This is a genomic window from Bacillus sp. 3103sda1 (assembly GCF_024159135.1).
Lineage (GTDB): Bacteria > Bacillota > Bacilli > Bacillales > Bacillaceae_G > Bacillus_A > Bacillus_A rhizoplanae.
Genome location: NZ_JAMYWS010000001.1, coordinates 1,764,661 through 1,788,784 on the forward strand (window position 1 = coordinate 1,764,661; position 24,124 = coordinate 1,788,784).

23 protein-coding genes are annotated in these 24,124 nt (G+C 34.9%); 17 read left to right on the forward strand and 6 right to left on the reverse strand.

The window, feature by feature from the left end; all coding sequences use genetic code 11:
• Positions 1-3: 3 nt before the first annotated feature.
• The 4 genes from NKR74_RS08865 (at position 4) to NKR74_RS08880 (ending at position 3,687) form a co-directional block, all read left to right on the forward strand.
• Entirely contained in the window at positions 4-1,146 is a 1,143-nt protein-coding gene (locus tag NKR74_RS08865; protein ID WP_253629280.1) for an alpha/beta fold hydrolase, read from the forward strand.
• 279 nt (positions 1,147-1,425) lie between these two features.
• On the forward strand, positions 1,426-1,872 hold the full coding sequence (locus tag NKR74_RS08870) for a GNAT family N-acetyltransferase (RefSeq protein ID WP_253629281.1): 447 nt from the start codon (positions 1,426-1,428) through the stop codon (positions 1,870-1,872).
• A 50-nt stretch (positions 1,873-1,922) separates the two neighbouring features.
• Complete coding sequence (locus NKR74_RS08875) at positions 1,923-2,279, forward strand: YunG family protein (RefSeq protein WP_098309967.1); 357 nt, start codon at positions 1,923-1,925, stop codon at positions 2,277-2,279.
• 100 nt (positions 2,280-2,379) lie between these two features.
• Positions 2,380-3,687 carry a bifunctional S-methyl-5'-thioadenosine deaminase/S-adenosylhomocysteine deaminase gene (locus NKR74_RS08880; protein ID WP_253629282.1) on the forward strand — a complete coding sequence of 436 codons (1,308 nt, stop codon included), beginning with the start codon at positions 2,380-2,382 and terminating at the stop codon, positions 3,685-3,687.
• A 77-nt stretch (positions 3,688-3,764) separates the two neighbouring features.
• On the opposite strand, the gene bacA is transcribed toward NKR74_RS08880, so the two are convergent.
• Complete coding sequence (gene bacA / locus NKR74_RS08885; protein WP_253629283.1) at positions 3,765-4,577, reverse strand: undecaprenyl-diphosphate phosphatase; 813 nt, start codon at positions 4,575-4,577, stop codon at positions 3,765-3,767.
• Positions 4,578-4,786: 209 nt separating this feature from the next.
• Positions 4,787-6,082: an Nramp family divalent metal transporter gene (locus NKR74_RS08890; protein ID WP_098309964.1), complete on the reverse strand. Its 1,296-nt coding sequence runs from the start codon at positions 6,080-6,082 to the stop codon at positions 4,787-4,789.
• 363 nt (positions 6,083-6,445) lie between these two features.
• Here NKR74_RS08890 and uptA point away from each other — a divergent pair, with 363 nt between their 5' ends.
• On the forward strand, positions 6,446-7,048 hold the full coding sequence (gene uptA / locus NKR74_RS08895) for an undecaprenyl phosphate transporter UptA (RefSeq protein ID WP_253631114.1): 603 nt from the start codon (positions 6,446-6,448) through the stop codon (positions 7,046-7,048).
• Positions 7,049-7,329: 281 nt separating this feature from the next.
• Complete coding sequence (phaZ, locus tag NKR74_RS08900; RefSeq protein WP_253629284.1) at positions 7,330-8,190, forward strand: intracellular short-chain-length polyhydroxyalkanoate depolymerase; 861 nt, start codon at positions 7,330-7,332, stop codon at positions 8,188-8,190.
• Positions 8,191-8,318: 128 nt separating this feature from the next.
• Here the strand turns inward: phaZ and NKR74_RS08905 are convergent, their stop codons facing one another.
• The 3 genes from NKR74_RS08905 to NKR74_RS08915 all read right to left on the reverse strand — a co-directional run bounded on the left by NKR74_RS08905 (position 8,319) and on the right by NKR74_RS08915 (position 10,979).
• Entirely contained in the window at positions 8,319-8,573 is a 255-nt protein-coding gene (locus tag NKR74_RS08905) for a DUF2933 domain-containing protein (protein ID WP_301287675.1), read from the reverse strand.
• 323 nt (positions 8,574-8,896) lie between these two features.
• Positions 8,897-10,264, reverse strand: a complete 1,368-nt coding sequence (locus NKR74_RS08910) for a sensor histidine kinase (protein WP_253629286.1) — start codon at positions 10,262-10,264, stop codon at positions 8,897-8,899.
• 31 nt (positions 10,265-10,295) lie between these two features.
• Positions 10,296-10,979 (reverse strand): response regulator transcription factor, encoded by a 684-nt coding sequence (locus NKR74_RS08915; protein ID WP_253629287.1) that lies wholly within the window; start codon positions 10,977-10,979, stop codon positions 10,296-10,298.
• 163 nt (positions 10,980-11,142) lie between these two features.
• Here NKR74_RS08915 and NKR74_RS08920 point away from each other — a divergent pair, with 163 nt between their 5' ends.
• Positions 11,143-12,798, forward strand: a complete 1,656-nt coding sequence (locus NKR74_RS08920; RefSeq protein WP_253629288.1) for a multicopper oxidase family protein — start codon at positions 11,143-11,145, stop codon at positions 12,796-12,798.
• A gap of 168 nt (positions 12,799-12,966) precedes the next feature.
• On the opposite strand, the gene NKR74_RS08925 is transcribed toward NKR74_RS08920, so the two are convergent.
• Positions 12,967-13,509, reverse strand: a complete 543-nt coding sequence (locus NKR74_RS08925; RefSeq protein ID WP_253629289.1) for a hypothetical protein — start codon at positions 13,507-13,509, stop codon at positions 12,967-12,969.
• Positions 13,510-13,771: 262 nt separating this feature from the next.
• On the opposite strand from NKR74_RS08925, the gene NKR74_RS08930 reads away from it, so the two are divergent.
• The 10 genes from NKR74_RS08930 to NKR74_RS08975 all read left to right on the forward strand — a co-directional run bounded on the left by NKR74_RS08930 (position 13,772) and on the right by NKR74_RS08975 (position 23,893).
• Positions 13,772-14,083, forward strand: a complete 312-nt coding sequence (locus NKR74_RS08930; RefSeq protein WP_253629290.1) for a metal-sensing transcriptional repressor — start codon at positions 13,772-13,774, stop codon at positions 14,081-14,083.
• A 12-nt stretch (positions 14,084-14,095) separates the two neighbouring features.
• Positions 14,096-16,492 (forward strand): heavy metal translocating P-type ATPase, encoded by a 2,397-nt coding sequence (locus NKR74_RS08935; RefSeq protein ID WP_253629291.1) that lies wholly within the window; start codon positions 14,096-14,098, stop codon positions 16,490-16,492.
• 24 nt (positions 16,493-16,516) lie between these two features.
• The gene (gene copZ / locus NKR74_RS08940) at positions 16,517-16,720 is read left to right on the forward strand and encodes a copper chaperone CopZ (protein ID WP_098309950.1); all 204 of its coding nucleotides are present in this window, start codon (positions 16,517-16,519) and stop codon (positions 16,718-16,720) included.
• Between the two features lie 259 nt (positions 16,721-16,979).
• Positions 16,980-17,903 (forward strand): CobW family GTP-binding protein, encoded by a 924-nt coding sequence (locus tag NKR74_RS08945; protein WP_253629292.1) that lies wholly within the window; start codon positions 16,980-16,982, stop codon positions 17,901-17,903.
• Positions 17,904-18,183: 280 nt separating this feature from the next.
• Positions 18,184-19,401, forward strand: coding sequence for a substrate-binding domain-containing protein (locus NKR74_RS08950; protein WP_253629293.1), 1,218 nt, complete (start codon positions 18,184-18,186; stop codon positions 19,399-19,401).
• A gap of 264 nt (positions 19,402-19,665) precedes the next feature.
• On the forward strand, positions 19,666-20,439 hold the full coding sequence (locus NKR74_RS08955; RefSeq protein ID WP_253629294.1) for an ABC transporter ATP-binding protein: 774 nt from the start codon (positions 19,666-19,668) through the stop codon (positions 20,437-20,439).
• Positions 20,417-21,121 carry a branched-chain amino acid ABC transporter ATP-binding protein gene (locus NKR74_RS08960; RefSeq protein ID WP_098309946.1) on the forward strand — a complete coding sequence of 235 codons (705 nt, stop codon included), beginning with the start codon at positions 20,417-20,419 and terminating at the stop codon, positions 21,119-21,121. Before NKR74_RS08955 ends, NKR74_RS08960 begins: the two co-directional genes overlap by 23 nt.
• A 25-nt stretch (positions 21,122-21,146) precedes the next feature.
• Positions 21,147-22,007 carry a branched-chain amino acid ABC transporter permease gene (locus tag NKR74_RS08965; protein WP_098309945.1) on the forward strand — a complete coding sequence of 287 codons (861 nt, stop codon included), beginning with the start codon at positions 21,147-21,149 and terminating at the stop codon, positions 22,005-22,007.
• A gap of 7 nt (positions 22,008-22,014) precedes the next feature.
• On the forward strand, positions 22,015-23,016 hold the full coding sequence (locus NKR74_RS08970; protein ID WP_301287677.1) for a branched-chain amino acid ABC transporter permease: 1,002 nt from the start codon (positions 22,015-22,017) through the stop codon (positions 23,014-23,016).
• Positions 23,017-23,173: 157 nt separating this feature from the next.
• Positions 23,174-23,893, forward strand: coding sequence for a 3-ketoacyl-ACP reductase (locus NKR74_RS08975; protein ID WP_253629295.1), 720 nt, complete (start codon positions 23,174-23,176; stop codon positions 23,891-23,893).
• Positions 23,894-24,124: the final 231 nt, after the last annotated feature.

Below are 24,124 nucleotides of genomic sequence, written 5' to 3' on the forward strand. Positions count from 1 at the left end.
GCTATGCCTAACCGAAATTCATCCCCACCTTACCGCTGGGCTTTTGCCCGTCACGCGCTTGAAGATGGGGACTTCTTTCGGAAATACTTTAAAATAAAAGAGTTAGTGAAGGGATATGGTGATTTGGAGGTTAAATATTCGAATGTTATTAAACCATTTAAAAGGTTGAAATTACTTGGAATGACCTTGATTACAATCATTTTACTAACATTGGTCTCAGGGTTCCTTTATGAATATACCAGTTACAAAAATGTTAAAAGTAACTACCCTCCAGATGGACAAATGATTGATGTCGGAGACAGAGAAATACATATGAATATTAAAGGAACCAAAACGAGTTTGCCACCTGTTGTTATTGAAACAGGGACTGGTAATTGGTCTTATGATTGGTCGAACATTCAGAAAGAACTATCAAAACATACCCAAGTAATCACTTATGACCGAGCAGGGTATGGATGGAGTGATCCACCTCCTAATGGATTTTCTATCGATACGACGATTAATGATTTAAGTAAGATTCTCGAATCTTCTAAAATTGACACCCCTGTAATATTAGTGGGTCATTCTGTTGGAGGGATCTATTCTCGTCTCTTTACAGAAAAGTACCCAGAAAAGGTTTCGGGATTAGTGCTTGTTGATTCTAGAAATGAATATTTTTCAGAACAAGCAAAATCATTTAATGACAAGTTTTTCGAGACACAAGACCAATCGATGAATCGTATATTATCTCAAATTGGAATAGTACGGCTATTTGGGGAAAATATGTTTTCAGATTCAATGCCAAATTACCTTTCTGCAAAAAAGTATGTAAATGTTCATTGGGACACTTCATTTTTCAAAGTATTAAATGAAGAAATCAAGCAAATAAAAAGCAATGAGAAATTACTGGAAGGTACTCGCTCTTTAGGAGATAAGCCTTTAACAATTATCACACCGAGTGACGTAGAATTGCAGGCAACAGAATTAGGATTCTCAGAACAAGAAGCGGATAGCTTTGAAAAGATATGGATGGATTCTCAAAAAAAATTGACCAATTTATCCACTAATAGTGAATTCATTTTAGTTCCTAATAGTAGTCACTCAGTAATGTATGACCAACCTGATGTAATAATAAAAGCTATTTTGAAAATGGCTGATGAAATATAAATTGATTATGAAATATATTAAACATCGTGCTTAATTAAATTTTACAGATATTATTGTGCTTTGTTCCATTAAAGGGCGCAATCGAGGAGCATCACAAGTCGAAAATGATTAAACTTTTTTATAAAACCAAAGCTTAAAACTGCTAGATAAGAATCTATTTTGATTAATTTTTTTTCAAAATGGATTCTTCTTTATTTACCATAAATACATGTTTGTGAGCTATTTTTAATTAAACTTTTTTTCAAAACCACAATATAAAGGGGAAAGGGAGAGAAAGGAATGATTGTTAGAGAAGTGTTATTAAAAGAAGCAAATGAGCTAAGTAACCTCGCATTATCCTCAAAAGCAACTTGGAATTATAGTGAAGAATTTATATTGGCATGTAAGGAAGACTTAACAATTACGGAACAATATATTAAGAATAATTATGTTTATATTTTAGAAGAAAAACAAGAAATAATCGGATTTTTTTCATTCCAAAGAAAAGAAGCAGACAGTCTTGATTTTCTATATTTAGATCCTAAGTATAAAGGGAAAGGTTATGGAAGAATTCTTTGGGAAAGTGTTATTCAAAAAGCAGTCCAATTAAACATTAAGAGTTTTACGATTGATAGCGATCCGAATGCGAAAGGGTATTACATAAAAATGGGGGCGAAACTAATAGGAGAAACACCTTCTACTGTGTTTAAAGATCGTCTACTTCCGCTTTTGCAGTATGATATGTAAACTTATTCATTCTAATCGGATATTTTAAATTTAATTAGGAGATGCTTAATATGAAGTATAGCGAAATAGAGAAGATGAGTGATGTTTTATTGCAATCTTGGTCAATAGAAACGAGTTCAAAATGGACACCAGATCATCCAGCTAGAGGACAATGTGGTGTAACTGCATTAGTAATCAATGATTTCTTTGGAGGAGAGATCATGAAGACGAAAGTTCCGGAAGGCTGGCATTTTTATAACAGGATCAACGGTAAAAAATATGATTTTACAGCATCGCAATTTTTAGAAGAGATAACATATATGGACATTCCTTCTAATAGAAAAGAAGCATTTGCAGATACAAATGAAATACAATATGATGCTTTAAAACAAAAAGTTCGTATCCATATAAAGGGATTTATTTCGTGATAATTATCTTTTGACTCTTGGTGTTTAATAAGTTACTATGATGGTAGTAACTTGTTAGTGGGGATGTTTATATCAAATAGAGTCGAGAGGGGAAATATTTTTGAAAACAGCTTATGTAAGCACTACAATCGTGACTTTAAATGAAAAGAATGAAGTATTGAAAAATGGATATATCATTGTAGAAGATGGTCAAATTATAGAAGTGCAATCAGGAGAATTATCTAGTGAGAAACAAGTGGATCAAGTTATTGATCTTCATGGAAAATGGGTCTTACCTGGTCTGGTGAATACGCATACGCATGTCTTGATGAGTATTTTACGTGGAATAGGTGACGATATGCTCCTAAAGCCATGGCTTGAAACGAGAATTTGGCCACTTGAAAGTCAATTTACACCAGAGCTTGCTGTTGCTAGCACAGAGCTTGGTTTGTTAGAGATGGTGAAAAGCGGAACAACAGCGTTTTCTGATATGTTTAATCCAATTGGAGTAGATCAAGATTCTATTATGGAAGCTGTTCGTAAAAGTGGAATGCGCGCTGCTGTTTCTCGAACATTATTTAGCTTCGGAACGAAAGAAGATGAAAAGAAGGCAATTCATGAAGCGGAGAAGTATGTAAAACGTTATTACAATAAAGATAGTATGTTAACGACGATGGTCGCTCCTCATAGTCCATATGCATGTTCTACAGAAATGCTAGAAGAGTGTGCACGAATTGCAGTGGAAAATAAGACGATGGTGCATATTCATCTTTCCGAAACAGAGCGTGAAGTTCAGGATATTGAAGCACAATACGGAAAACGTCCAGTAGAGTATGTAGCAGATTGCGGTTTGTTCCAGAGACCAACAGTAATTGCACATGGTGTTGTACTGAATGAAAATGAGCGCACTTTCTTAGCGGAAAACGATGTTCGCGTTGCTCATAATCCGATTAGTAATTTAAAATTAGGATCGGGTATAGCAGATGTTCGAGCGATGTTAGAGAGCGGAATAAAAGTTGGAATTGCAACGGATAGTGTTGCTTCTAATAACAATTTAGACATGTTTGAAGAAATGCGCATTGCAGCTTTATTGCAAAAGGGTATTCATAAAGATGCAACAACATTACCAGTGGAAACAGTTCTCTCATTAGTAACAAAAGGTGCAGCAGCCGTAATTGGGATGAAACAAACAGGTTCACTAGAAGTAGGCAAATGTGCTGACTTTATTACAATTGATCCATCTAATAAACCGCATTTACAGCCAGCAGAAGAAGTGTTGTCACATCTTGTATATGCAGCGAGTGGGAAAGATGTTTCAGATGTTGTGATTAATGGGAAACATATTGTCTGGAACGGTGAATGTAAAACGTTAGATGAAGAGCGTATTATTTTTGAAGCGAGCCGTTATAAACGAGGACTAGTTATGTAATAAGAAGTATCATCTCTAAATTGATTAAATGTCGAAGAACCTTTGCGCTAAAGCAAAGGTTCTTTGTTTTATCTATTTTACAAAATAAAAACCCAAAACATTATCGCTAACAAGAAACGATAAATTGCAAAAGGGATTAATTTTATTTTAGAAATAAGTGACAGGAAAAATTTAATTGCAATTAATGCCACGATAAAAGCTGTTAAAAATCCCGTAATAAACAAAGGGAAATCACTGACAGTAAGATAACTCCAACTATCGAATAAGTCTTTGCCTGATGCTGCAAACATGATGGGTACAGCCATAATGAAGCTAAGTTCAGAGGCCGTTTTATGATTCATCCCAACTAACAAACCGCCCGATAAAGTTGCTCCCATTCTAGAGAAGCCTGGGATAAGAGCAAAACATTGAAATAATCCCATGTATAAAGCTTGTTTATAAGTAACTGAATCAAGATTTGAAGCTGCAGAACGATTTTTATGTAGTGAATCAGCAATGATCATTAAAATCCCGCCAGCTACTAGGCCGATTACGACAGTTTTGGGTGAAAATAAAACATTTTTGATAAAGTCATGAAATAGAAGTCCGCCAATTATAAAAGGAAGAATCCCAATCAACACATGTAGCATATTGAGATGCGATTTTGCAGCACCTGTCGATTTAATAGAATTACCTATTCCTACGATATTGAGCAGACGTTTCCAAAAGACAACGACTACTGCAAGAATAGATCCGAGCTGAATCACAACTTCAAATGTCGTAGCACGAGTCGTACCTTCAAATCCAAGTAAATGCCCTACTAAAATTAAATGTCCTGTGGACGAAACGGGAGCAAATTCAGTTAGACCTTCTACAATACCTAATATAATGGCTATAGTAATATCATTCATATATTCATATCCCCCTGAGAATAAGAAATTTCCATACTATCCCAGTATAGTTGGTATCTGAATATTATGTAACTTTATTTTTAGATTAAATCTGATATACAAAATGGATTTAATAAATGTGTTTGTCTTGTACATGCTGGAACAAAATAAAAAGAGAATGTCTTACAAATCCAATGCATTCAGATTTGTAAAAGACATTCTCTCTCTTATTAACCAATAAATGTTTGATATAACAAGAATATATTTAAGGCGATAATTAATACGGCAATCAACCATGCAATAGCTGTTGTAAGCCGGTGATTCACTAAACCACCCATAATGCTCTTTTTACTTGTGAAAACAATGAGCGGAATTAATGCAAATGCAATTCCAAATGATAAAACGACTTGACTCATTACGAGGGCGTGAGTTGGATTCACACCTAATGCAATAATAACAAGCGGCGGAATCATTGTAATAAATCGTCGCAAGTATAAAGGAATATGCCTACGGATGAATCCTTGCATAATAATATCCCCGGACATCGTACCCACGGAAGAACTAGATAAGCCGGCGGTTAGTAAACCAATCCCGAAAAGAGTTGCTGATGCAGGTCCGACTAAGTGTTCAAATCCGTGAAAAGCGACATCTAAATCTTCGACAGGTAGTCCGTTTTTGAAGAATAGAGCAGCTGCTACAATTAACATACTTGCATTAATTGCTCCGGCAATGACCATTGCAATTACAATATCAATAAATTCAAAGCGGAAAATCTTTTTTCGTTGTTCATCTGTCGTTCCTACTACGCGGCGCTGTGTTAAAGCAGAATGTAAATAAATCGCGTGTGGCATAACTGTTGCCCCTAAAATTCCTGCGGCAAGTAAAATACTGTTTACACCTTGAAATTTAGGAACGAAAAGTCCTGAGAGAAGAGGACTTAGTTCTGGCTTTGCATAAAATACTTGTACACCAAAAGCAATAACGACTATAAAGACCATACCAGTTATAACCGCTTCTAATGGGCGGAACCCCCTGCGTTGAAACTCTAGAATAATAAATGAGCCAACAGCTGTAATTAATGCAGCCGGCAACAGTGGAATACCAAATAGTAAATATAACCCTAAGGCAGCGCCGATAAATTCAGCGAGATCAGTCGCCATAATTACTAATTCACCTTGTATCCATAAACCGATAGAAACAGGTTTTGGAAAATGCTCCCGAGCAACTTCCGGAAGGTTTTTTCCGGTTGCAATTCCTAATTTAGCTGACAAGGATTGGATTAACACAGCCATTAAATTTGAAACAAGGATGACCCAAAGTAGTAAATAACCGTACTGAGATCCGGCTGCAATATTCGTGGCGAAATTACCTGGATCAATATAAGCTACAGATGCAATAAAAGCAGGTCCCAAAAATGGTAATAATCGTTTCAGTCCTTTTGTTTCACCGCTTAAAGCTAACTGCGCTGATTGCATCGTCCTATTATTTGGTGGAAGGTGTTCTCGTTCTTTAGTGTTTTCTGTCATGTTTTGTTTCCCCTTTTGTTTGTTATCTTGATGCAATTTGTTTTATTTAAGTTAGTTATTTCTTTCGTTAAATCATATTTCTTTTATTTGAACATAAATTTTTCCTTTGTGCAAATTATATTACATTAGCAAAAAATTGTGCTAGTGTATTAATGCATTTGTAAGTTAAGTATTCATGGAGCATTGAATAAATAGGATGTTTAAAATGACAATTCTAACAAGAAGAGTTAGATAATAAATCAAGTGTATATTTTGAAAATGTAAAACATTTCCCATTTCTAATGTGATTTTAATCTTGTTTTCATCTTGTATTCAGTTTTCATTGTTAGAATGTCCAAAGGCAGTAATTTTTTGGAGGTTTTAATAATGCACGCAGTAATTCATGCAATTTCTTTGTTTTTAGCTAAGCTCGGTTATGCTGGTGTCATGCTAGGACTTATGATTGAGGTGATTCCGAGTGAAGTTGTTTTATCGTACGCCGGATTTCTTGTATCACAAGGACAGATGACATTTTGGGGGGCTGTTCTTGCGGGAACGATTGGAGGCACAATTGCTCAATTATTCCTATACTGGTTAGGATATTATGCTGGCCGACCTTTTTTATTAAAATACGGAAAATATTTGTTAATTCGTCCTAAGCATTTAGAAATGGCTGAACGATGGTTCCACAAATATGGTCCAGGTGTGATTTTTTCTGCAAGATTTGTTCCAGTAGTAAGACATGCTATTTCTATTCCAGCGGGAATCGCAAAAATGTCTGCAACAAAGTTTACGATTTACACAGTGGTTGCAATTGTTCCTTGGAGTATGCTTTTTATTTACTTAGGCAATGTATTAGGAAGCAGATGGGAACAAGCTAATCAAGTGTCTGGTCCGTATGTGAAGTATATTATGATCGGCGCGCTTGTCATACTAGCCGTCTATATAATTAGAAAGGTTACAAAGAAGAACGTGTCAAAAGCATAATTGTACTTTTATGATATAAAAGGGCTGCCCATAAGTCAGTGTAACTGACTTATGGGCAGCCCTTTTTATAGGTATACCAAAAAATCGCTCACTCACTATAGTTGTAAGTAACCACACAAACTATTGATTTAAAACATAGATGAACAGTTTGAAAAAGTCTAACCGTTATAAAAAAGATAAACAGGAATTATCTAATATTCAGTTCTCTTATTGAACCATCGAAGCAGGTTAGTTGTAGAAAAAGTAGAATATATTAAAGGGAAAATAGGGGAGTGAATAATATGGAGATTACATTGAGTAATGGAGAGACACTTTTTTATAGAAAAAGAGATGGCGGAGAAAATATTCTTCTTTTACTTCATGGAAATTTAGCATCTTCAGATCAGTGGGATTTACTAATGGAGCACTTACCTCTTAATTATACAATATATGCACCTGATTTACGTGGTTACGGAAAATCTACTTACAATAAACCTATAAAAACTTTTAATGATTTTGCCATGGATATAAAGTTGTTCTGTGACAAATTAAATTTAAAAACCTTTCATTTAATAGGTTGGTCAAATGGCGGTGGAGTGGCAATGCAATTTGCAGCTAATTTCCCTTCCCGAGTAAAAAAATTAATTTTACTGGCTTCTATGTCAACACGTGGGTATCCGGCTTATAATTCTAATGGTGAAAGACTTCATTCTAGAGCAGAAATTGCTTCTGATCCTATTATTAATAGAATACTAAATGCACAAATTAATGGGGAAAAAGCATTCTTTAAAGGAGCTATGAATCAATTAGTATATCCTGTTAATAAACCAGAAAAAGCAAGATTTGAGAAATATCTTGAGGGGGCACTACGTCAGCAAAATATAATTGATGTAGCTGATGCAGCCAATAGATTTAATATTAGTTCGGTTTCAAATGGGATTATTGAAGGCACGGGAGAATTAAATCATATTATTGCCCCAGTACTTGTATTATGGGGGAAAAATGATCTAATGACATCAGAATCGATGACATTAGAAATTATTAATGACATGAAGGAACATGATATTGATTTGACTTATAAATTACTGAATACTGGCCATTCTCCCTTAGTAGATGACATACAGAGGGTAGTGTTAGATATAGATGACTTTTTACTAAATTAATACACTTCTATATAAGACTATGAAAGAGAAACAAAAGGATTAATTGTAATAGAAATTTCTAGAGAAAAACCACACATCTTTTTTGATGTGTGGTTTTTTATGATTTGTGTAGAGTATCAGGAAATAATTTACGCGATGTCATTATGATTTATCGATTGCTTTAGCTGTTGTATTTCATCGCGAAGCTTTTTATTTTCATGTATTAATTTTTGATCTGAATCTGTGTGAGAAGTGTGCTTTCCATCTTTTGAACAATGATTTTTTTTATGCATACCTTTCATACAAAAGAGCATCATGAGAGGACAGAGTAAGACAAGAAGAAAATTTAACCATTGCATATTGTTCAACCTCCATTTAATAAAAAGTGTGTATGCTGAGTTCATTACAGGATAAGTTCCCTGTGGTTATAGTATAAAAAGGAAGTTTAAAGAACTTATGCAGAAAAAGCATGGAAAATAATGAATTATGATTCGTCTTTATTGGTATTCCATTTCTTAATTTTGTTTTTGCATATTTTTTTAGTAGTGCAGCACCCATTTTTATTTGTTATTCTTATAATGATAAATATAAAAATGGGGAATAAAATAAGGATGAAAAGACTTAACCATTGCACTTTATTCACCTCAGTTCATCCATAATAAATGATTATTGAACTCTATAATCAAAGACTCGCCACAATTAACGAGTCCTTGATTAAGGATATATCTTATTTTTGTAAAAGAATAGTAAAGGTAGTCCCACGACCTAATTCACTCTCTACAGAAATCTTTCCTCCATGTAATTCAACAATTTCTTTTACAATCGCAAGACCTAAACCGCTTCCGCCTGTTGCGCGAGTTCGGGATTTATCGACTCTATAAAACCGCTCGAAAATATGAGATAGATCTTGTTCAGGGATACCTTCTCCTTCATCTTTTACTCTAATCTTAACGATTTCCTTGTTCTCTGTAACTGTAACAAATACTTTAGAATTTATGTCAGAGTGAGAATATGCATTGTTTAACAGATTGAGAATAACTTGTTCAAAACGTTGTTCGTCGAGTAGAAGAACAACGTCTTCTGGGCACGAGGAAATAATACGAATATTTTTATCGGTATAAGCTGGTTGGATTTTTGTTAAGATGTTTTTTAATAAATCATATAGATTAGTCTGCTTTGTATGAATAACAAAATTGTGTTTTTCCATTTTAGCTAATTCAAATAAATCTTGAACAAGCCGTGTTACATGATCAGCTTCTTCTTTAATAATAGATAAATAATGATTTTGATCTTGTGCAGGAATCTGATTTTTAATAAGGATATCAGCGTATCCTCTAACATATGTTAACGGTGTTCGAAGTTCGTGTGCAACACTAGCTAGAAATTCACCTCGTTCTTTTTTCAAATAATTTAAATCATCTGCAAGTTTTTGGATAGACTGCGCTAGTTCTCCTACTTCATCATTTCTATTAATATTTAAAGATACGGATAAATCCCCTTTACTCATTTTTTCTGTTGCTTTTTTCATTTTAATTAAAGGGTTAGTGAGAAGTTTTGATAATAAGAACATGGTTATAATAGTAAGGATAAAGGTAATGGCACCGACAACTATAAATTGGTATGTTAAGCGCTGAATCATTTGCTTAATAGAGTCAGTACCTAAAAACATGTATACATATCCTTTCGTATCGCTACCAACTTGAATGGGACTAATTGTACAAATATAGTTAGATGTTTTCCAATGATCTTCCACAACTGTGCCATTTTTATTAACAGGAGGCATTTTTGTATGTAAATGTTTTTCCATGGAATGATCTACATTACTTGATTTTGCAAGAATTTCTCCATTTTTCGAAGTAATGACAACCTTAGTTTCTGCTTCCGATTCCATGAGAGCCACGTGAGATATAGTTTGATCATCGAAGTATTTCTCCAGTACATCACGATGATTATTTCCTCTAGTAAGGAGAGATTTTACTTCTTCCTGAACTCTCGTATTGACCAAGCTGTAATACAGTAGAAGAAACAATATACTTTCAATTAGAAAAGTACAAATAAAAAAATAAAATCCAAATTTTACTGAGATACGTTTCATAAACCTTCACGATCCTTGTTGTTTAGTAATATCATATATCTTTCTCTTCATTTGCCCAGCGATATCCAATTCCATATATAGTCTTAAGGTGATCATGAATTGGAAAAGAAGCTTTTCGTAATTTTTCACGTAAGTTACGAATATGAGAATCTACAGTTCGATCCTCCGTTTCTGATGTATGTCCCCAAATACGTTCAATAAGTTGTTCACGACTAAATACGTAATTTACATTATTTAAAAATAAACCGAGTAGCGAAAATTCAATTGGGGTTAATAACAGTTCATTTCCATGCACAGAAGCAGTATGTTTTGCCTCATCCCACACCAATCCTTTATATTCTATTTTATGATGCTGCTTTGTTCTGCGTAGCACGGCTTCTATACGAGCTAATAATTCTTCTTCATGAAACGGTTTCGTGATATAATCGTCAGCTCCTTTTTTTAATCCTTGTACAACATCTTGTGTATCATCACGAGCAGTTAGCATGATGATAGGTAAGTTATTGAACTCACGAATTCTCGAGCAAGTTTCCCAACCATCCATTTCGGGCATCATAATGTCTAGTAAAATTAATCGAAATTCTTTTTCTTCTAATAAAGAAATAGCTTCTTTGCCAGAAGTTGCTTTTGTACAGTGATACCCCCTAGGGGCTAAATATAATGAAAGTAAATCTAGCATACGCGGTTCATCATCTACTAATAGAATGTTAATCATATAGGCCCTCCTTAATTAAATGATACCTAAATATAAGATATTTTACTAAAAGATATTGAAGAAATTGTGCAGGGCGCTATGTGTTTTCTTGTTTTTGTCTCTGCATAATTTCTTGATAATTGTTCTATATAATAATTACGAACAAATTGGGGAGGGATTTTTTATGAAGAGAACGGTATTAACGGGGATTTCAGTCGTAGCAATTTCTTTAATTGCTGCATGTTCTGCAACTACAAATACAGCAAGTGATCATAAAAATATGAATGAAAAAAAGACCACACAGACTGAAACAGCAACAAAACCGTTACAAGTGATAAAAGGACCTGAAGTTACGCTAGTGGCGAAAGAAGAGAAGCAAAAGCTAAGTAACGGTGTTGTTGTTCCAGTATGGACATTTAATGGTTCTTCTCCTGGACCAGAAATTCGTGTAAAAAAAGGTGAAAAGGTTAAGGTCACTTTAAAAAATGAACTATCTGCACCGGTATCAATCCACTGGCACGGATATCCTGTTCCAAACAATATGGATGGAATTCCAGGAGTTACGCAAGACGCGATTGAGCCAGGGAAAAGTTTTACGTATGAATTTGAAGCAAACGTACCAGGAACGTATTGGTATCATTCACATCAAGACTCCGTTAATCAACTAGATCGAGGACTGTATGGTGCTCTTGTTGTAGAAGATACAAATGAAAAGTATGATAAAGATTACACATTAATGTTAGATGAATGGGTAACTGATAAAAAAGAAATTGATAAACAAATTAAGGAAATGACAAAAGGGAAAACAGAAAAAGCAGATGGTAATAAGTCTAGTATGGATCATGGAAATATGGAAAAGCATGATGATATGAACGGTATGGATCATTCTGGTATGGACATGGGAGGCGATAAAAAAGACTCCGGTAATATGAAAGGCATGGATCATGGAAATATGAATATGGAAGGTCATAATATGAGTATGTATGATCTATTCACAATCAATGGTAAAAGCGGGGATTTAGTAGAGCCGTTGAAAGTAAAAAAAGGAGATAAAGTTCGACTTCGATTTATCAATGCTGGTTACTTATCACACAACATCCATGTTCATGGTCATGATATAAAAGTAATCGCAACTGATGGCCAGCCAATCAATGATCCAAAGGTTGTAAAAGATGAAGTGATTTCGATTGCACCAGGTGAACGTTATGATGTTGAGTTTACAGCGAATAATCCTGGAAAATGGTATGTTGAGGACCATGGGGAAGGAAAAGGTGTAAAAGGAATGAAAGCTGTTATTGAGTATGATGGCAGCAAAGATATGAAAGATAAAGCGAATGAAAAAGAAAAACTTCCAAAATTAGATATGACGAAATATGGTTCTAAGAAATTAGGAAGCTTCACATTAGATCAGCAATATAATGCCACATATACAATGGATTTGAACACAGAAATGAATGGCAATGGGATGATATATACAATTAACGGAAAAACATTCCCTAATATTGATCCAATTCAAGTGAAAAAAGGCGATTTAGTAAAAGTAAAATTAGTAAATCATTCTAAAATGGATGATCACCCGATGCATTTACATGGTCATTTCTTCCAAGTATTAAGCAAGAATGGAAAACCAATAGAAGGTTCTCCGATTGTAAAGGATACATTAAACTTGAAACCAGGAGAAGAATATGAGGTAGCATTTGTAGCAAATAATCCAGGTGAATGGATGTTCCATTGTCATGATTTGCATCATGCATCTGCAGGGATGGTAACAGAAGTGAAATATAAAGATTATAAATCTGATTATGTTCCAAACCCTAATATTCCTAATATGCCAGAGTGATGTTAAATTTGTGTAATTTATTATGGATAATATAAAGCAGCTATCCAATTGGAGAGCTGCTTTATTGATATGTTGTATGAAGCGTTTAATCGATCCCGCATTAACGGGCAGTAAGCCCTCCACTGATGGAAGTTTCACTTTATACTATTTTTTGAAATCTTGATTCAGTTAATGTATGTGTTGATTGTGTTGAGAGGAAGGTGAATTATGATCTGGAAATGTTATAAAAACGGTGAGAAGAATTATAATGCTAACTGAAAGCAAAAATAGAAACCAGCGGTGAATGTAAGAAGAGAAAATTTTTGACAAGAATTGAATGATACATGACGTAGTAATGGCAATTGTGAGCAAAATACTAATAAGAAGTATACTGTGTGCTTGCTGAGCATTCAACATTTCCGTCACCATAGCTCCCATCATACCTGCCATCAATCCAGAAAACATACCTTCTAAAGCAGAGTACAGATGAAAGGATAGCCCAACTAAAAGTCCAACTATGCCACTAATCAACATAGAAAGTAAAGTAGAATACAACAAGTCTCCTTTCAAAATAATGCCAAGATAGAATCCTATGCTTAATCCGGTGCTCATACTAAAAGACATAATAAATACCATATACTCCATTAGGGTACCTTTAGATTTAGTGATAAATGATGTAACAATAACTGAGATAAAACAAAGCGTTAGGGCAGTTAACGTATAGTTGGACATAGTGATACCTCCCTGTCCTTTTGTTCATTTCATCATATGTGCAAATGTAGAGTACTTATGCCTATATATGTCTGCAAAATATCTGCATAATTTAAGGGAGAGAATGAAAATAGTTGTTCTGATAAAAATACATATAAGTGTGCTTGTATGTATTTTCTTTGAAAAAATTTCAAAAAATAGGTATTTAAACAGTTGCAATATATACCCCATACCCGTATAATGTATATAAAGATTAACAATTACAATAACCGAGGTGATATTGATGGATCATTGTAAAGATAATGAAATGAATCAAAAAATGGTTCCTCGAACAGAAGAGGAAATTCAAAGTGTTATAAAACGTTTAAAGCGTATTGAAGGTCAAGTACGCGGTGTTCAAAAAATGGTGGAAGATAACCGGTACTGTGTTGATATTTTAATTCAAATTTCAGCGATTAATGCGGCATTAAATAAAGTAGGTTTTTCTTTATTGGAGCGCCATACAAAACATTGTGTAGCAAAGGCGGTTCATGAGGGAAACGGGGATGAATCGATTCAAGAATTAATGAGCGTTATTAAGCAGTTTTCAAAATAGGAGGGGTATAGGATGGATAAACAAAAACATGTTACGCTTGGAGTAACAGGAATGACATGTGCAGCTTGTGCCAATCGGATTGAAAAAGTGTTAAATAAAATGGATGGGGTAGAAGCTAACGTAAACTTAGCAATGGAAAAAGCAAGTATCAAATATGATTCTTCTCAGCAAGAAATTTCGAATATAAAAGAGAAAATTGAGAAGTTAGGATATGGCGTATCAGCAGAAAAAGTTACTTTAGATATCGAAGGGATGACATGCGCAGCCTGTGCGAATCGAATTGAAAAAGTGCTAAATAAAATGGAAGGTATTTCGAATGCAACGGTTAATTTAGCTACAAATAGTGCTGTTGTAGAGTATAACGAAGGGTTAGTATCTACAGAAAACATTCTTGAAAAGATAAAGAAACTAGGATATAAGGGACAAATCCGTAACGAAGAGGTAGATCGTTCAGAAAGAAAAGAGGAAGTTATTAAGGAGAAAAAGCGTCAACTTATGATTTCTATTATTTTGTCCTTACCTTTACTCTATACAATGCTTGGACATATGCCATTTGATACAGGAGTACCAATACCGCATATTCTTATGAATCCTTGGCTTCAACTTTTATTAGCAACACCAGTTCAGTTTTATATTGGAGGACACTTCTATGTAGGTGCTTATCGGGCTCTTCGAAATAAAAGTGCGAATATGGACGTTTTAGTTGTATTAGGAACATCAGCAGCTTATTTTTATAGTTTATATGAAACTTTGAAAACGTTAGGAAATCCTGCATACACTCCTGATTTATATTTTGAAACAAGCGCGGTTTTAATTACGTTAATTTTGGTCGGAAAGTACTTTGAAATAATGGCAAAAGGGCGTACAACAGAAGCAATTTCAAAATTGTTAAGTTTACAGGCGAAAGATGCGCTTGTTGTTCGTAATGGTCAAGAGGTGCGAGTGCCGTTAGAAGAAGTTGTGATTGGAGATATCATGATTGTAAAACCCGGTGAAAAAATACCGGTGGATGGTATCGTGATTTCAGGGGCGTCTTCTGTTGATGAATCTATGATTACTGGAGAATCTATTCCGGTGGATAAAAAAGAAGGAGATTCTGTTATTGGAGCGACGATTAATGCAAATGGGATGCTGACCATTCAAGCTGAAAAAGTTGGAAAAGACACAGCGTTAGCGGGCATTATTAAAATTGTTGAAGAAGCGCAAGGATCTAAAGCACCTATTCAGAGATTAGCAGATATCATTTCGGGTATTTTTGTTCCTATTGTTGTAGCGATTGCTTTAGTTGCCTTTATTGTATGGCATTTCTTTATAACACCAGGAGATTTACCAAAAGCATTGGAAGTAGGAATTGCGATTCTTGTCATTGCATGTCCGTGTGCACTAGGTTTGGCTACACCAACTTCGATTATGGTTGGAACAGGAAAAGGAGCAGAAAAGGGTATTCTCTTTAAAGGAGGTGAATATCTAGAAGGGACGCATAAAATCAATGCAGTGTTGCTGGATAAAACAGGAACAGTAACAAAAGGAAAACCAGAAGTTACCGATGTATTAGAATTTCAAGAAGGCATGATTGATTATGCTATTTCAGCTGAAAGTGCTTCTGAGCATCCGTTAGCCCATGCGATTGTTGAATATGGAAAACAACATGAGATAAATTTGAAAGAGTTACAGCACTTTGTAGCAATTCCAGGCCAGGGGCTTGAAGCGGATATTGAAAACAAAAAGGTTCTTGTTGGAACACGTAAATTGATGAATGAACAATCTGTAGAAACTTCACAGCATGAAGGGGTCATGAAAGAACTAGAGTATCAAGGTAAAACAGCGATGCTTGTCGCAATTGATGAGAAGCTTGCTGGAATAATCGCTGTTGCTGATACTGTAAAGGAAAGTTCGAAGGATGCAATTCAAACACTGAAGCAAATGGGAATTGAAATATACATGGTAACAGGTGATAATAAACGTACAGCTGAAGCGATTGCAAAACAAGTTCATATTGACCATGTATTTGCAGAAGTATTGCCAGAGGATAAGGCTAAGATTGTAGAGGGTTTACAAAAACAAGGAAAGAGAGTAGCAATGGTAGGTGATGGTATTAATGATGCACCGGCTCTTGCAAAATCTGATATTGGTATGGCAATTGGAACAGGTGCAGATGTAGCAATTGAAACTGCAGATGTTACGTTAGTTGGCGGTGACTTATCACATATACCAAAAGCGATTGAGTTAAGTCGTAAGACGATGAAAAATATTCGTCAAAACTTGTTTTGGGCTTTATTCTATAACGCAATCGGTATTCCTGTGGCGGCATTTGGATTATTGGAGCCTTGGGTAGCCGGAGCGGCGATGGCATTTAGTTCTGTATCTGTTGTGACGAACGCGCTTCGTTTGAAACGCGTTAAAATATAAATGAATTAAATGGAGGAATATATGATGACTATCACATTAAACGTACAAGGAATGACATGTAATCATTGCAAAATGGCAGTAACAAATGCGCTTACAGAGTTAGCGGGAGTACAAAATGTAGAAGTTAACCTGCAAGAGGGAACTGTAAATGTAAAATATGATGAAGCAAAAGTAGATGTAGAAAAAATGAAAGAAGCTATTGAAGATCAAGGATATGACGTGCAATAAATAGGGAAATTCAATAAATTTTAGTAAAAAGGCCGTTTTGTTAAAAGCGGCCTTTTATTTAATGATAAATAAGTTGTATCGTTACATATGATAGGCTTCGAATAGGCACAATCTGTTACCCAAATAATCGTGTTTTGTTTACAAATAAAATTGAATTTACTAGAATAATGAATATGAATCGTAATAATTACGTTTTGTGGCGGCGTTGTAAAAGTAGCTACAAGTGTAGTCAGAAACAAAGAAATGGATGGTTGATAATATGAACAAAGTAGAAATTCATATTTTAGGTGGTTTTTTAGGGAGCGGAAAATCAACGCTACTTCAAAAATTATTATTAGCGGAAAAGAAGAAAAATCGAAAAGTTGCAGTACTAATGAATGAAATAGGCGAATACTCCGTAGATACAGATATTGTAGGACGAGAAAATATTTTAAGAGAACTTTTAAAAGGCTGTATTTGCTGTACGATGAAAGATGAATTAGAAATTCAGCTACATTCCTTATATCAGGAGGAGAGACCTGATGTAGTTTATATAGAAACAACGGGAGTTGCGCATCCGATTGAAGTATTAGACGCTTGTCTCTCACCTATTTTAGCTCCTTATATTGAAGTGAAGTCCATTATTGTTGTATTAGATGCAATCAGGTGGTTAAATCGAGAAACATTAAGTAAAAGCGTGCAACAACTTTTAAACGAACAAATGAAGTATGGAAGTCATATTCTTATCAATAAATCAGATTTGCTTAGAGACGAAGAAAAGAAACAGGTTGTTGAGGAAGTAGCGTTAATAAATAGACATGCAAAACTATACAAAACACAGTATTGTAATATATCTTTAGAGGATTTCGAAGAGGTAAAGCTAGCAAGTAATCAAAATCATGAAAAATTACATGTGAAACAGCATTTACATATTCAAACTATGACCTATTCATTTGAAAAATCAATTGATCAAGGCGAATTGTACGAGTGGCTTTCTAATTTACCTGAGGGAATTTATCGTGTAAAAGGATTTGTGAAATTTCATGGTGAAAAATACCCAACGTTGCTGCAATACTCATTTGGTGTGCCATCTTTAATGGAGCAGGATTTTGGTTTCCCTACAAACCTTGTAATTATTGGAGAGAATTTAGATAAAGCGAAACTGAAGAAGGAGCTAGAGAGTTTGGAACAAGTTGAGTTGTAAGTTTTTTGTGCGGTTGTTTTCAGATGAATATATTAATTTTAATGGAGAGGGAAGGACTAGTTTTTTAGTCATTCCCTTTTTTAGTTAAGAAACGAACATGTTCTTAGTAAATATTTATAAATGAACTGGAAGGGATTTGGGAAAAATTAGAGAAATTAGAGGTACTTCAAGAAATTTTATTTTATAGTAGCGGTTGATATTGAGAAATGTCATTATTACGGGTAGTTCACCTCAGTATATTCAATTCTCTAAGAAGGTAAATGATAGGGGAGGAATTATGATGTCAGTGAAAAAACGTAAGTGGCTAAAGATGGTGTTTACAGGTTGTATACTTGGTTCACTGTTTGTATCAGCTGGATGCTCTGGAAAAAAAGCGAGTACAAGTAATGAGGAAACAGTTAAGGTAGGTGTTCTTGCTTCGTTAACTGGACCACTTGAATCGTATGGAAAACAAACAGTAAATGGATTTGAGCTCGGTCTTGATTATGCAACAGGTGGAACAGGAAAAGTAGAAGGGAAAAAGATTAAGTTTGTTGTAGAAGATACGGAAACAAAAGCAGATGTAGCTGTTAAGAAGGCTACGAGACTATTAGAAGAAGATAAAGTAGACTTTTTAGTTGGTTCATCTAGTTCAAGTGATACGTTAGCAGTTTTACCATTGGCTGAAGAATATGAAAAAATAATGGTTGTTGAGCCAGCTGTAGCAGATAGTATAACAGGGAAGAACTGGAATAAATATATTTTTAGAACAGGACGAAATTCATCTCAAGATGCAATTGCCGGTGCAGCATCAATTGCTAAGAAAGATGTGAAGATTGCTACACTAGCTCCAGACAATGCATTCGGAAGAGAAGGGATTGCGGCATTTAAAGATGCAGCAAAGAAGTTAGGCGCAAACATTGTAAATGAGCAATATGCTGATGCGAATTCTACTGATTTTACGGCAAATATACAAAATATTATAAGCTCAAAACCAGATTATTTATTTATTGTCTGGGCAGGTGCAAATTCACCGTGGAAGCAATTAAAAGATATGAATGTGGAGCAGCAAGGTATTAAAATTTCAACGGGTGCACCTGATATTCCAGCGTTAAAAACGATGGATGCGTTAGTTGGCATGCAAGGCTTTTCAGTGTATTATCATACGCTTCCGAAAAATAAAGTGAATGATTGGTTAGTAGAAGAACATAAAAAACGATTTAACGGTGCTGTTCCAGACTTGTTTACAGCTGGTGGGATGTCAGCTGCTATTTCAATCGTTGAAGCTTTAAAGAAAACGAAAGGTGATACTGATGCTGATACACTCATTAAAAAGATGGAAGGAATGGAATTTGAAACACCAAAAGGAACAATGAAATTCCGTGCGAAAGATCATCAAGCTTTACAAACGCTTTATTCGATTACATTGAAAAAACAAGATGGAATTGATTATCCTGTTCCGGTTTTAGAGCGGGAATTAAAAATGACAGAAACAGAACCGCCAATTCGCAATAAATAGTCTGAATAATGTAAAAATTAAACTTCTTATTGTGACGGACAGTGAAGGTATCCTTTAGATTATTAAACTGTCTTTAAAGACTATTGGGTGAAAGTTTTCCGTTCCTATCATAAAGGGATGGAAAACTTTTTATCTCGTATGAACGGGCGATAAGATTTCCGCATTAAGATTCAGAGAAAACGAAGAAGATAGGTGGTAATGAAGAAAGCTCTCGTTGCTAAAAGTTTCACTTTATAAAGGAATCCTTTGTGAGGAGGACATAATGTGGAGAATTTGTTAAAGACTCACGATCTTTGTGTCTCGTTTGGGGAACATCATGTTATTAAAGATGTAAATTTGATAATACCAAAAGGAAAGTTTATTTCCATTATCGGGCCAAATGGAGCAGGGAAAACCACCCTTTTTAATTTGTTAAGCGGTCAACTTTCTCCGACCAAAGGGGAGATTTATTTTAAGGAACGTGACATTACAAAGTTATCGATTCCAGATCGAACACGTCTTGGTATGGGACGTTCCTTTCAGCTTACAAACATTTTTCCAGAATTAACGGTTCTTGAAAATGTTCGGCTTGGTGTACAGTCTTATGCGAAAGATTATTATAGTTTCTTCCCGCGCCCGTCTCGGTATAAGCAGCAACAAGAAGAAGCACGCCATTTACTCGAAGTTGTGTTGCTGAATGAAAAGGAAGAAGTACTTGCAAAAGATTTAGCTCATGGAGAAAAGCGAAAATTGGAACTTGCAATGCTTTTAGCACTTAAAACAGATATGTTGTTGTTAGATGAACCGACAGCGGGTATTTCCATTGAAGAAGTTCCTGCTATTCTCCAAGTCATTGAAAATATAAAAAATAATCGTGAAAATACGATTGTGTTAATAGAGCACAAAATGGATATGGTTCTTCATTTATCTGATCATCTTATTGTGTTATTTCAAGGGGAGTTATTAGCTGAAGGATTACCAGAAGAGATTATGAAGGATGAGCGTGTGCAAACTGCATATTTAGGAGGATTATACAGTGACACTATTAAAAGTGGATAATATAGAAACGTATTTAGATCAGTTTCATATTTTGCAAGGTGTTTCTTTTGGAGTGGAGGAAGGAACCATTACAGTCTTATTTGGAAGAAACGGAGCAGGGAAAACGACAACGCTACGTTCTATTATGGGGTTTCATACCATTTCTAACGGAGCGGTTTATTTTGGCGACGAGAAAGTAAATGGGCTATCAACACATATGATTTCTCGAAAAGGTATAGGGTATGTGCCAGAAAATCAAGGAATATTTTACGACTTAACGGTTGAAGAAACGTTTGCTCTCGCTCAAACGAAAAAAAATGAAGAAACAGATGAAAAAGTGGAATGGATGTTGAATCTCTTTCCAGATTTAAAACAATTTTGGCATAAAAAGAGTGGATTGTTAAGTGGAGGCCAAAAACAAATGCTCGCTATCGCAAGGGCTTACATTAATAGTGAAGGCCTACTTCTTATTGATGAGCCTAGTAAAGGCTTGTCACCAATCATGATTGAGAAGTTGATGATCTCAATTTTAAAAATGAAGGAAAAAACAACTGTTTTACTTGTCGAACAAAACTTTATGATGGCCAGTCAAATTGGCGATTATTTTTACATTATGGACAATGGGAAAATTGTACATAATGGTCCGATGAGTGAACTGAAAGAAGATAAGGAAACATGTCATATATATTTAGGGATTTCTTAACCTTGATATGGGTGAGGTGAAAAACGTGGATGTGTTTGTTAATTTATTTGTAAATGGTGTTTCGACAGGCGTGCTTATTTTCTTATTAGCATCTGGCTTAACACTTATTTTCGGTTTAATGAGTGTTCTTAATTTTGCTCATGGCGGGCTATTTGCATGGGGCGCTTTTACTGGGGTGTGGTTGTTTAATGTAACAGGTAGTTATATGTTTGCATTATTTGGTGCTATTGTGATGGGCATGTTTCTTGGCTTGATATTAGAAAGATTCCTTATACGTCCTGTTTATGGAAATCATGTTCGTCAACTTCTGGTTACACTTGGTGGTATGCTCGTGCTTAGTGAATGTATAAAAGTATTTTGGGGGCCGAATCCGATAGGAGCTAAGTTACCGAAGTGGTTACAAGGAAGTTTTACATTTGACGGAATCATATTAATTAAGTATCGCTTATTTGTTATTTTAATCGGTTTATTCGTTTACATTGGATTTGTATTGTTACTTCGAAAAACGAAAATCGGGCTTATGATTCGTGCTGGTGTAATAGATAAAGAGATGGTTCAAGCGCTTGGAATTAATGTGAAAGCTATTTTTTCTTTCGTATTTTTATTAGGAGCTGGAATGGCGGCGTTAGGTGGCTTTCTTCTCGCGCCTTATTCGGGTATTATTTTTGCCGAAATGGGGATGCAGTATGCTATTTTAGCTTTTATCGTTGTGATCATTGGTGGATTAGGTAGTGTACAAGGTTCTGTAATTGCATCCTTAATTGTTGGCTTGGCAGGAGCTTTTACAGCTTATTATCTTCCAGATTTATCGCTTGCGATAAACATGTTGATGCTGTTATTCGTCTTATTAGTTAAGCCAACAGGACTTGTTGGTGAAAAGGGGTGAGATTGTTATGACCACATCATCTAATCGGGCTAGCTTATATTTTTGGTGTGCAATTCTTTTCTGTTTCATGATATTTCCTTTTATAAACGATTCAAGGAGCATGTTAATCTTGTTTACACAAATTTTCATTTTCGCAATATTCGCAATGAGTTTTGATATTCTATTAGGCTATACGGGAATTGTGTCGTTTGGACATTGTATGTTCTTTGGAATTGGTGCTTATTGTGTCGCACTCCTATTAGATCGACAAGAGGCAACAATATCGAGTTTTTTTATTGGGATTATATTAGCAGTCACTTTATCAGCGGTCATTAGTTATATAGTTGGTATGCTTTCCTTACGGTTAAAAAGTCATTTTTATGCGATGCTAACACTAGCCATTTCTCAATTATTCTTTGTGCTAGCTGAAAAATGGCGAACCGTCACGCATGGGGGGGATGGTTTTACGTTCCGTGTACCTGATATATTTCGAGATCGTTTTACATTTTACTATATTACATTAATAAGTCTAGTAATCATTTTTTTATTACTACAACTGTTTACGAAATCTTCAATTGGTAACGTATTAAAAGCGATTTCGCAAAATGAACAACGTGTGGAAGCACTTGGTTATAAAATTCTTCACTATAAAGTAATTGCGAGTGTTGTAGCTGGAGTTGTAGCATCTGTGAGCGGCGGTTTATTTGTTATCACACTTCGTTTTGTAAATACGACCGTTTTTTCAATTGACATGACGCTAAATGCTTTATTAATGACGACAATCGGTGGCATTGGGACATTAGTAGGAGCGATAATAGGGGCAGGAATGATTGAATCTTTGAAATACTATTTGTCAGAGCTTGCTGCGCAGTACCCAATTTTTGAACGATGGACAATTTTTCTTGGTTTATTGTATATCATCGTTTTATTAGGTCTTCCAACAGGTATGTTAGGAACAGCTAGGAAGTTGGTGAGCTGGAAACGACATAAGAAAAAAGGGAAGAAGGAGCAAATTGAGCATAGTGCTTAATACATTAGAGAATGGCCTCTTAACTGAAAACGAATTTAAAGGTTACTTATAGGTAACCTACGCACATTAAAGTGCATGATTGTATTTTTAACGATATATAGATAAAATTCATTCTATGGAAAAAATAGTATTTTAGAAAGATTAGGGAGTGTTATATTTGGCAGAATTAATACAAGGAAAAAATGCATTAATTACAGGGGCTGGCAGAGGGATTGGCCGTGCTGTAGCAATCGCTTTAGCAAAAGAAGGCGTGAATGTAGGACTTTTAGCACGTTCAGAAGAAAATTTAAAGGCTGTTGCAAAAGAAGTTGAGGCAGAAGGCGTGAAAGCTGTAACTGCTACTGCAGATGTATCTTCATATGAAGAAGTAAGTGAAGCAATTGAAACATTAAAAAATGGCTTAGGTTCTATTGATATTTTAATTAATAACGCTGGAATTTCTAAATTTGGTAAATTTTTAGAACTAGATGTTGCGGAATGGGAAAAAATCATTCAAGTGAACTTAATGGGCGTATATTATGTGACTCGTGCTGCGTTACCAGGAATGATTGAGCAGCAGTCTGGTGACATTATTAATATTTCATCAACAGCTGGACAAAAAGGAGCGCCAGTAACAAGCGCGTACAGTGCTTCTAAATTTGGTGTTCTTGGTTTAACAGAATCGTTAGCGATGGAAGTACGTAAACATAATATTCGCGTGACAGCATTAACACCAAGTACAGTTGCAACAGATATGGCAGTAGAATTAGGTTTGACAGATGGTAACCCAGATAGAGTTATGCAGGCTGAAGATATTGCCGAATTTATTGTAGTGCAGCTAAAATTAAATAAACGTACATTTATTAAATCTGCCGGATTATGGTCTACAAATCCGTAAGAGAATGAATGATTGAATTAAAAAAAGATAGCTGTTCTTTTCTAGAACAGCTATCTTTTTTTAGCGTAACCTTAGCACATAGTTTCTTAATCATTTGACGATAGAATATTCATCTTATTGAATCTCATTTCAATATGTCACTTCATCAACAGACAAACATAATGAGGTAACTAAGAAAAAATGTTTTTGTGAAATACGTTTATTTCCAATTCGTATAGTCGAATTTTCTAA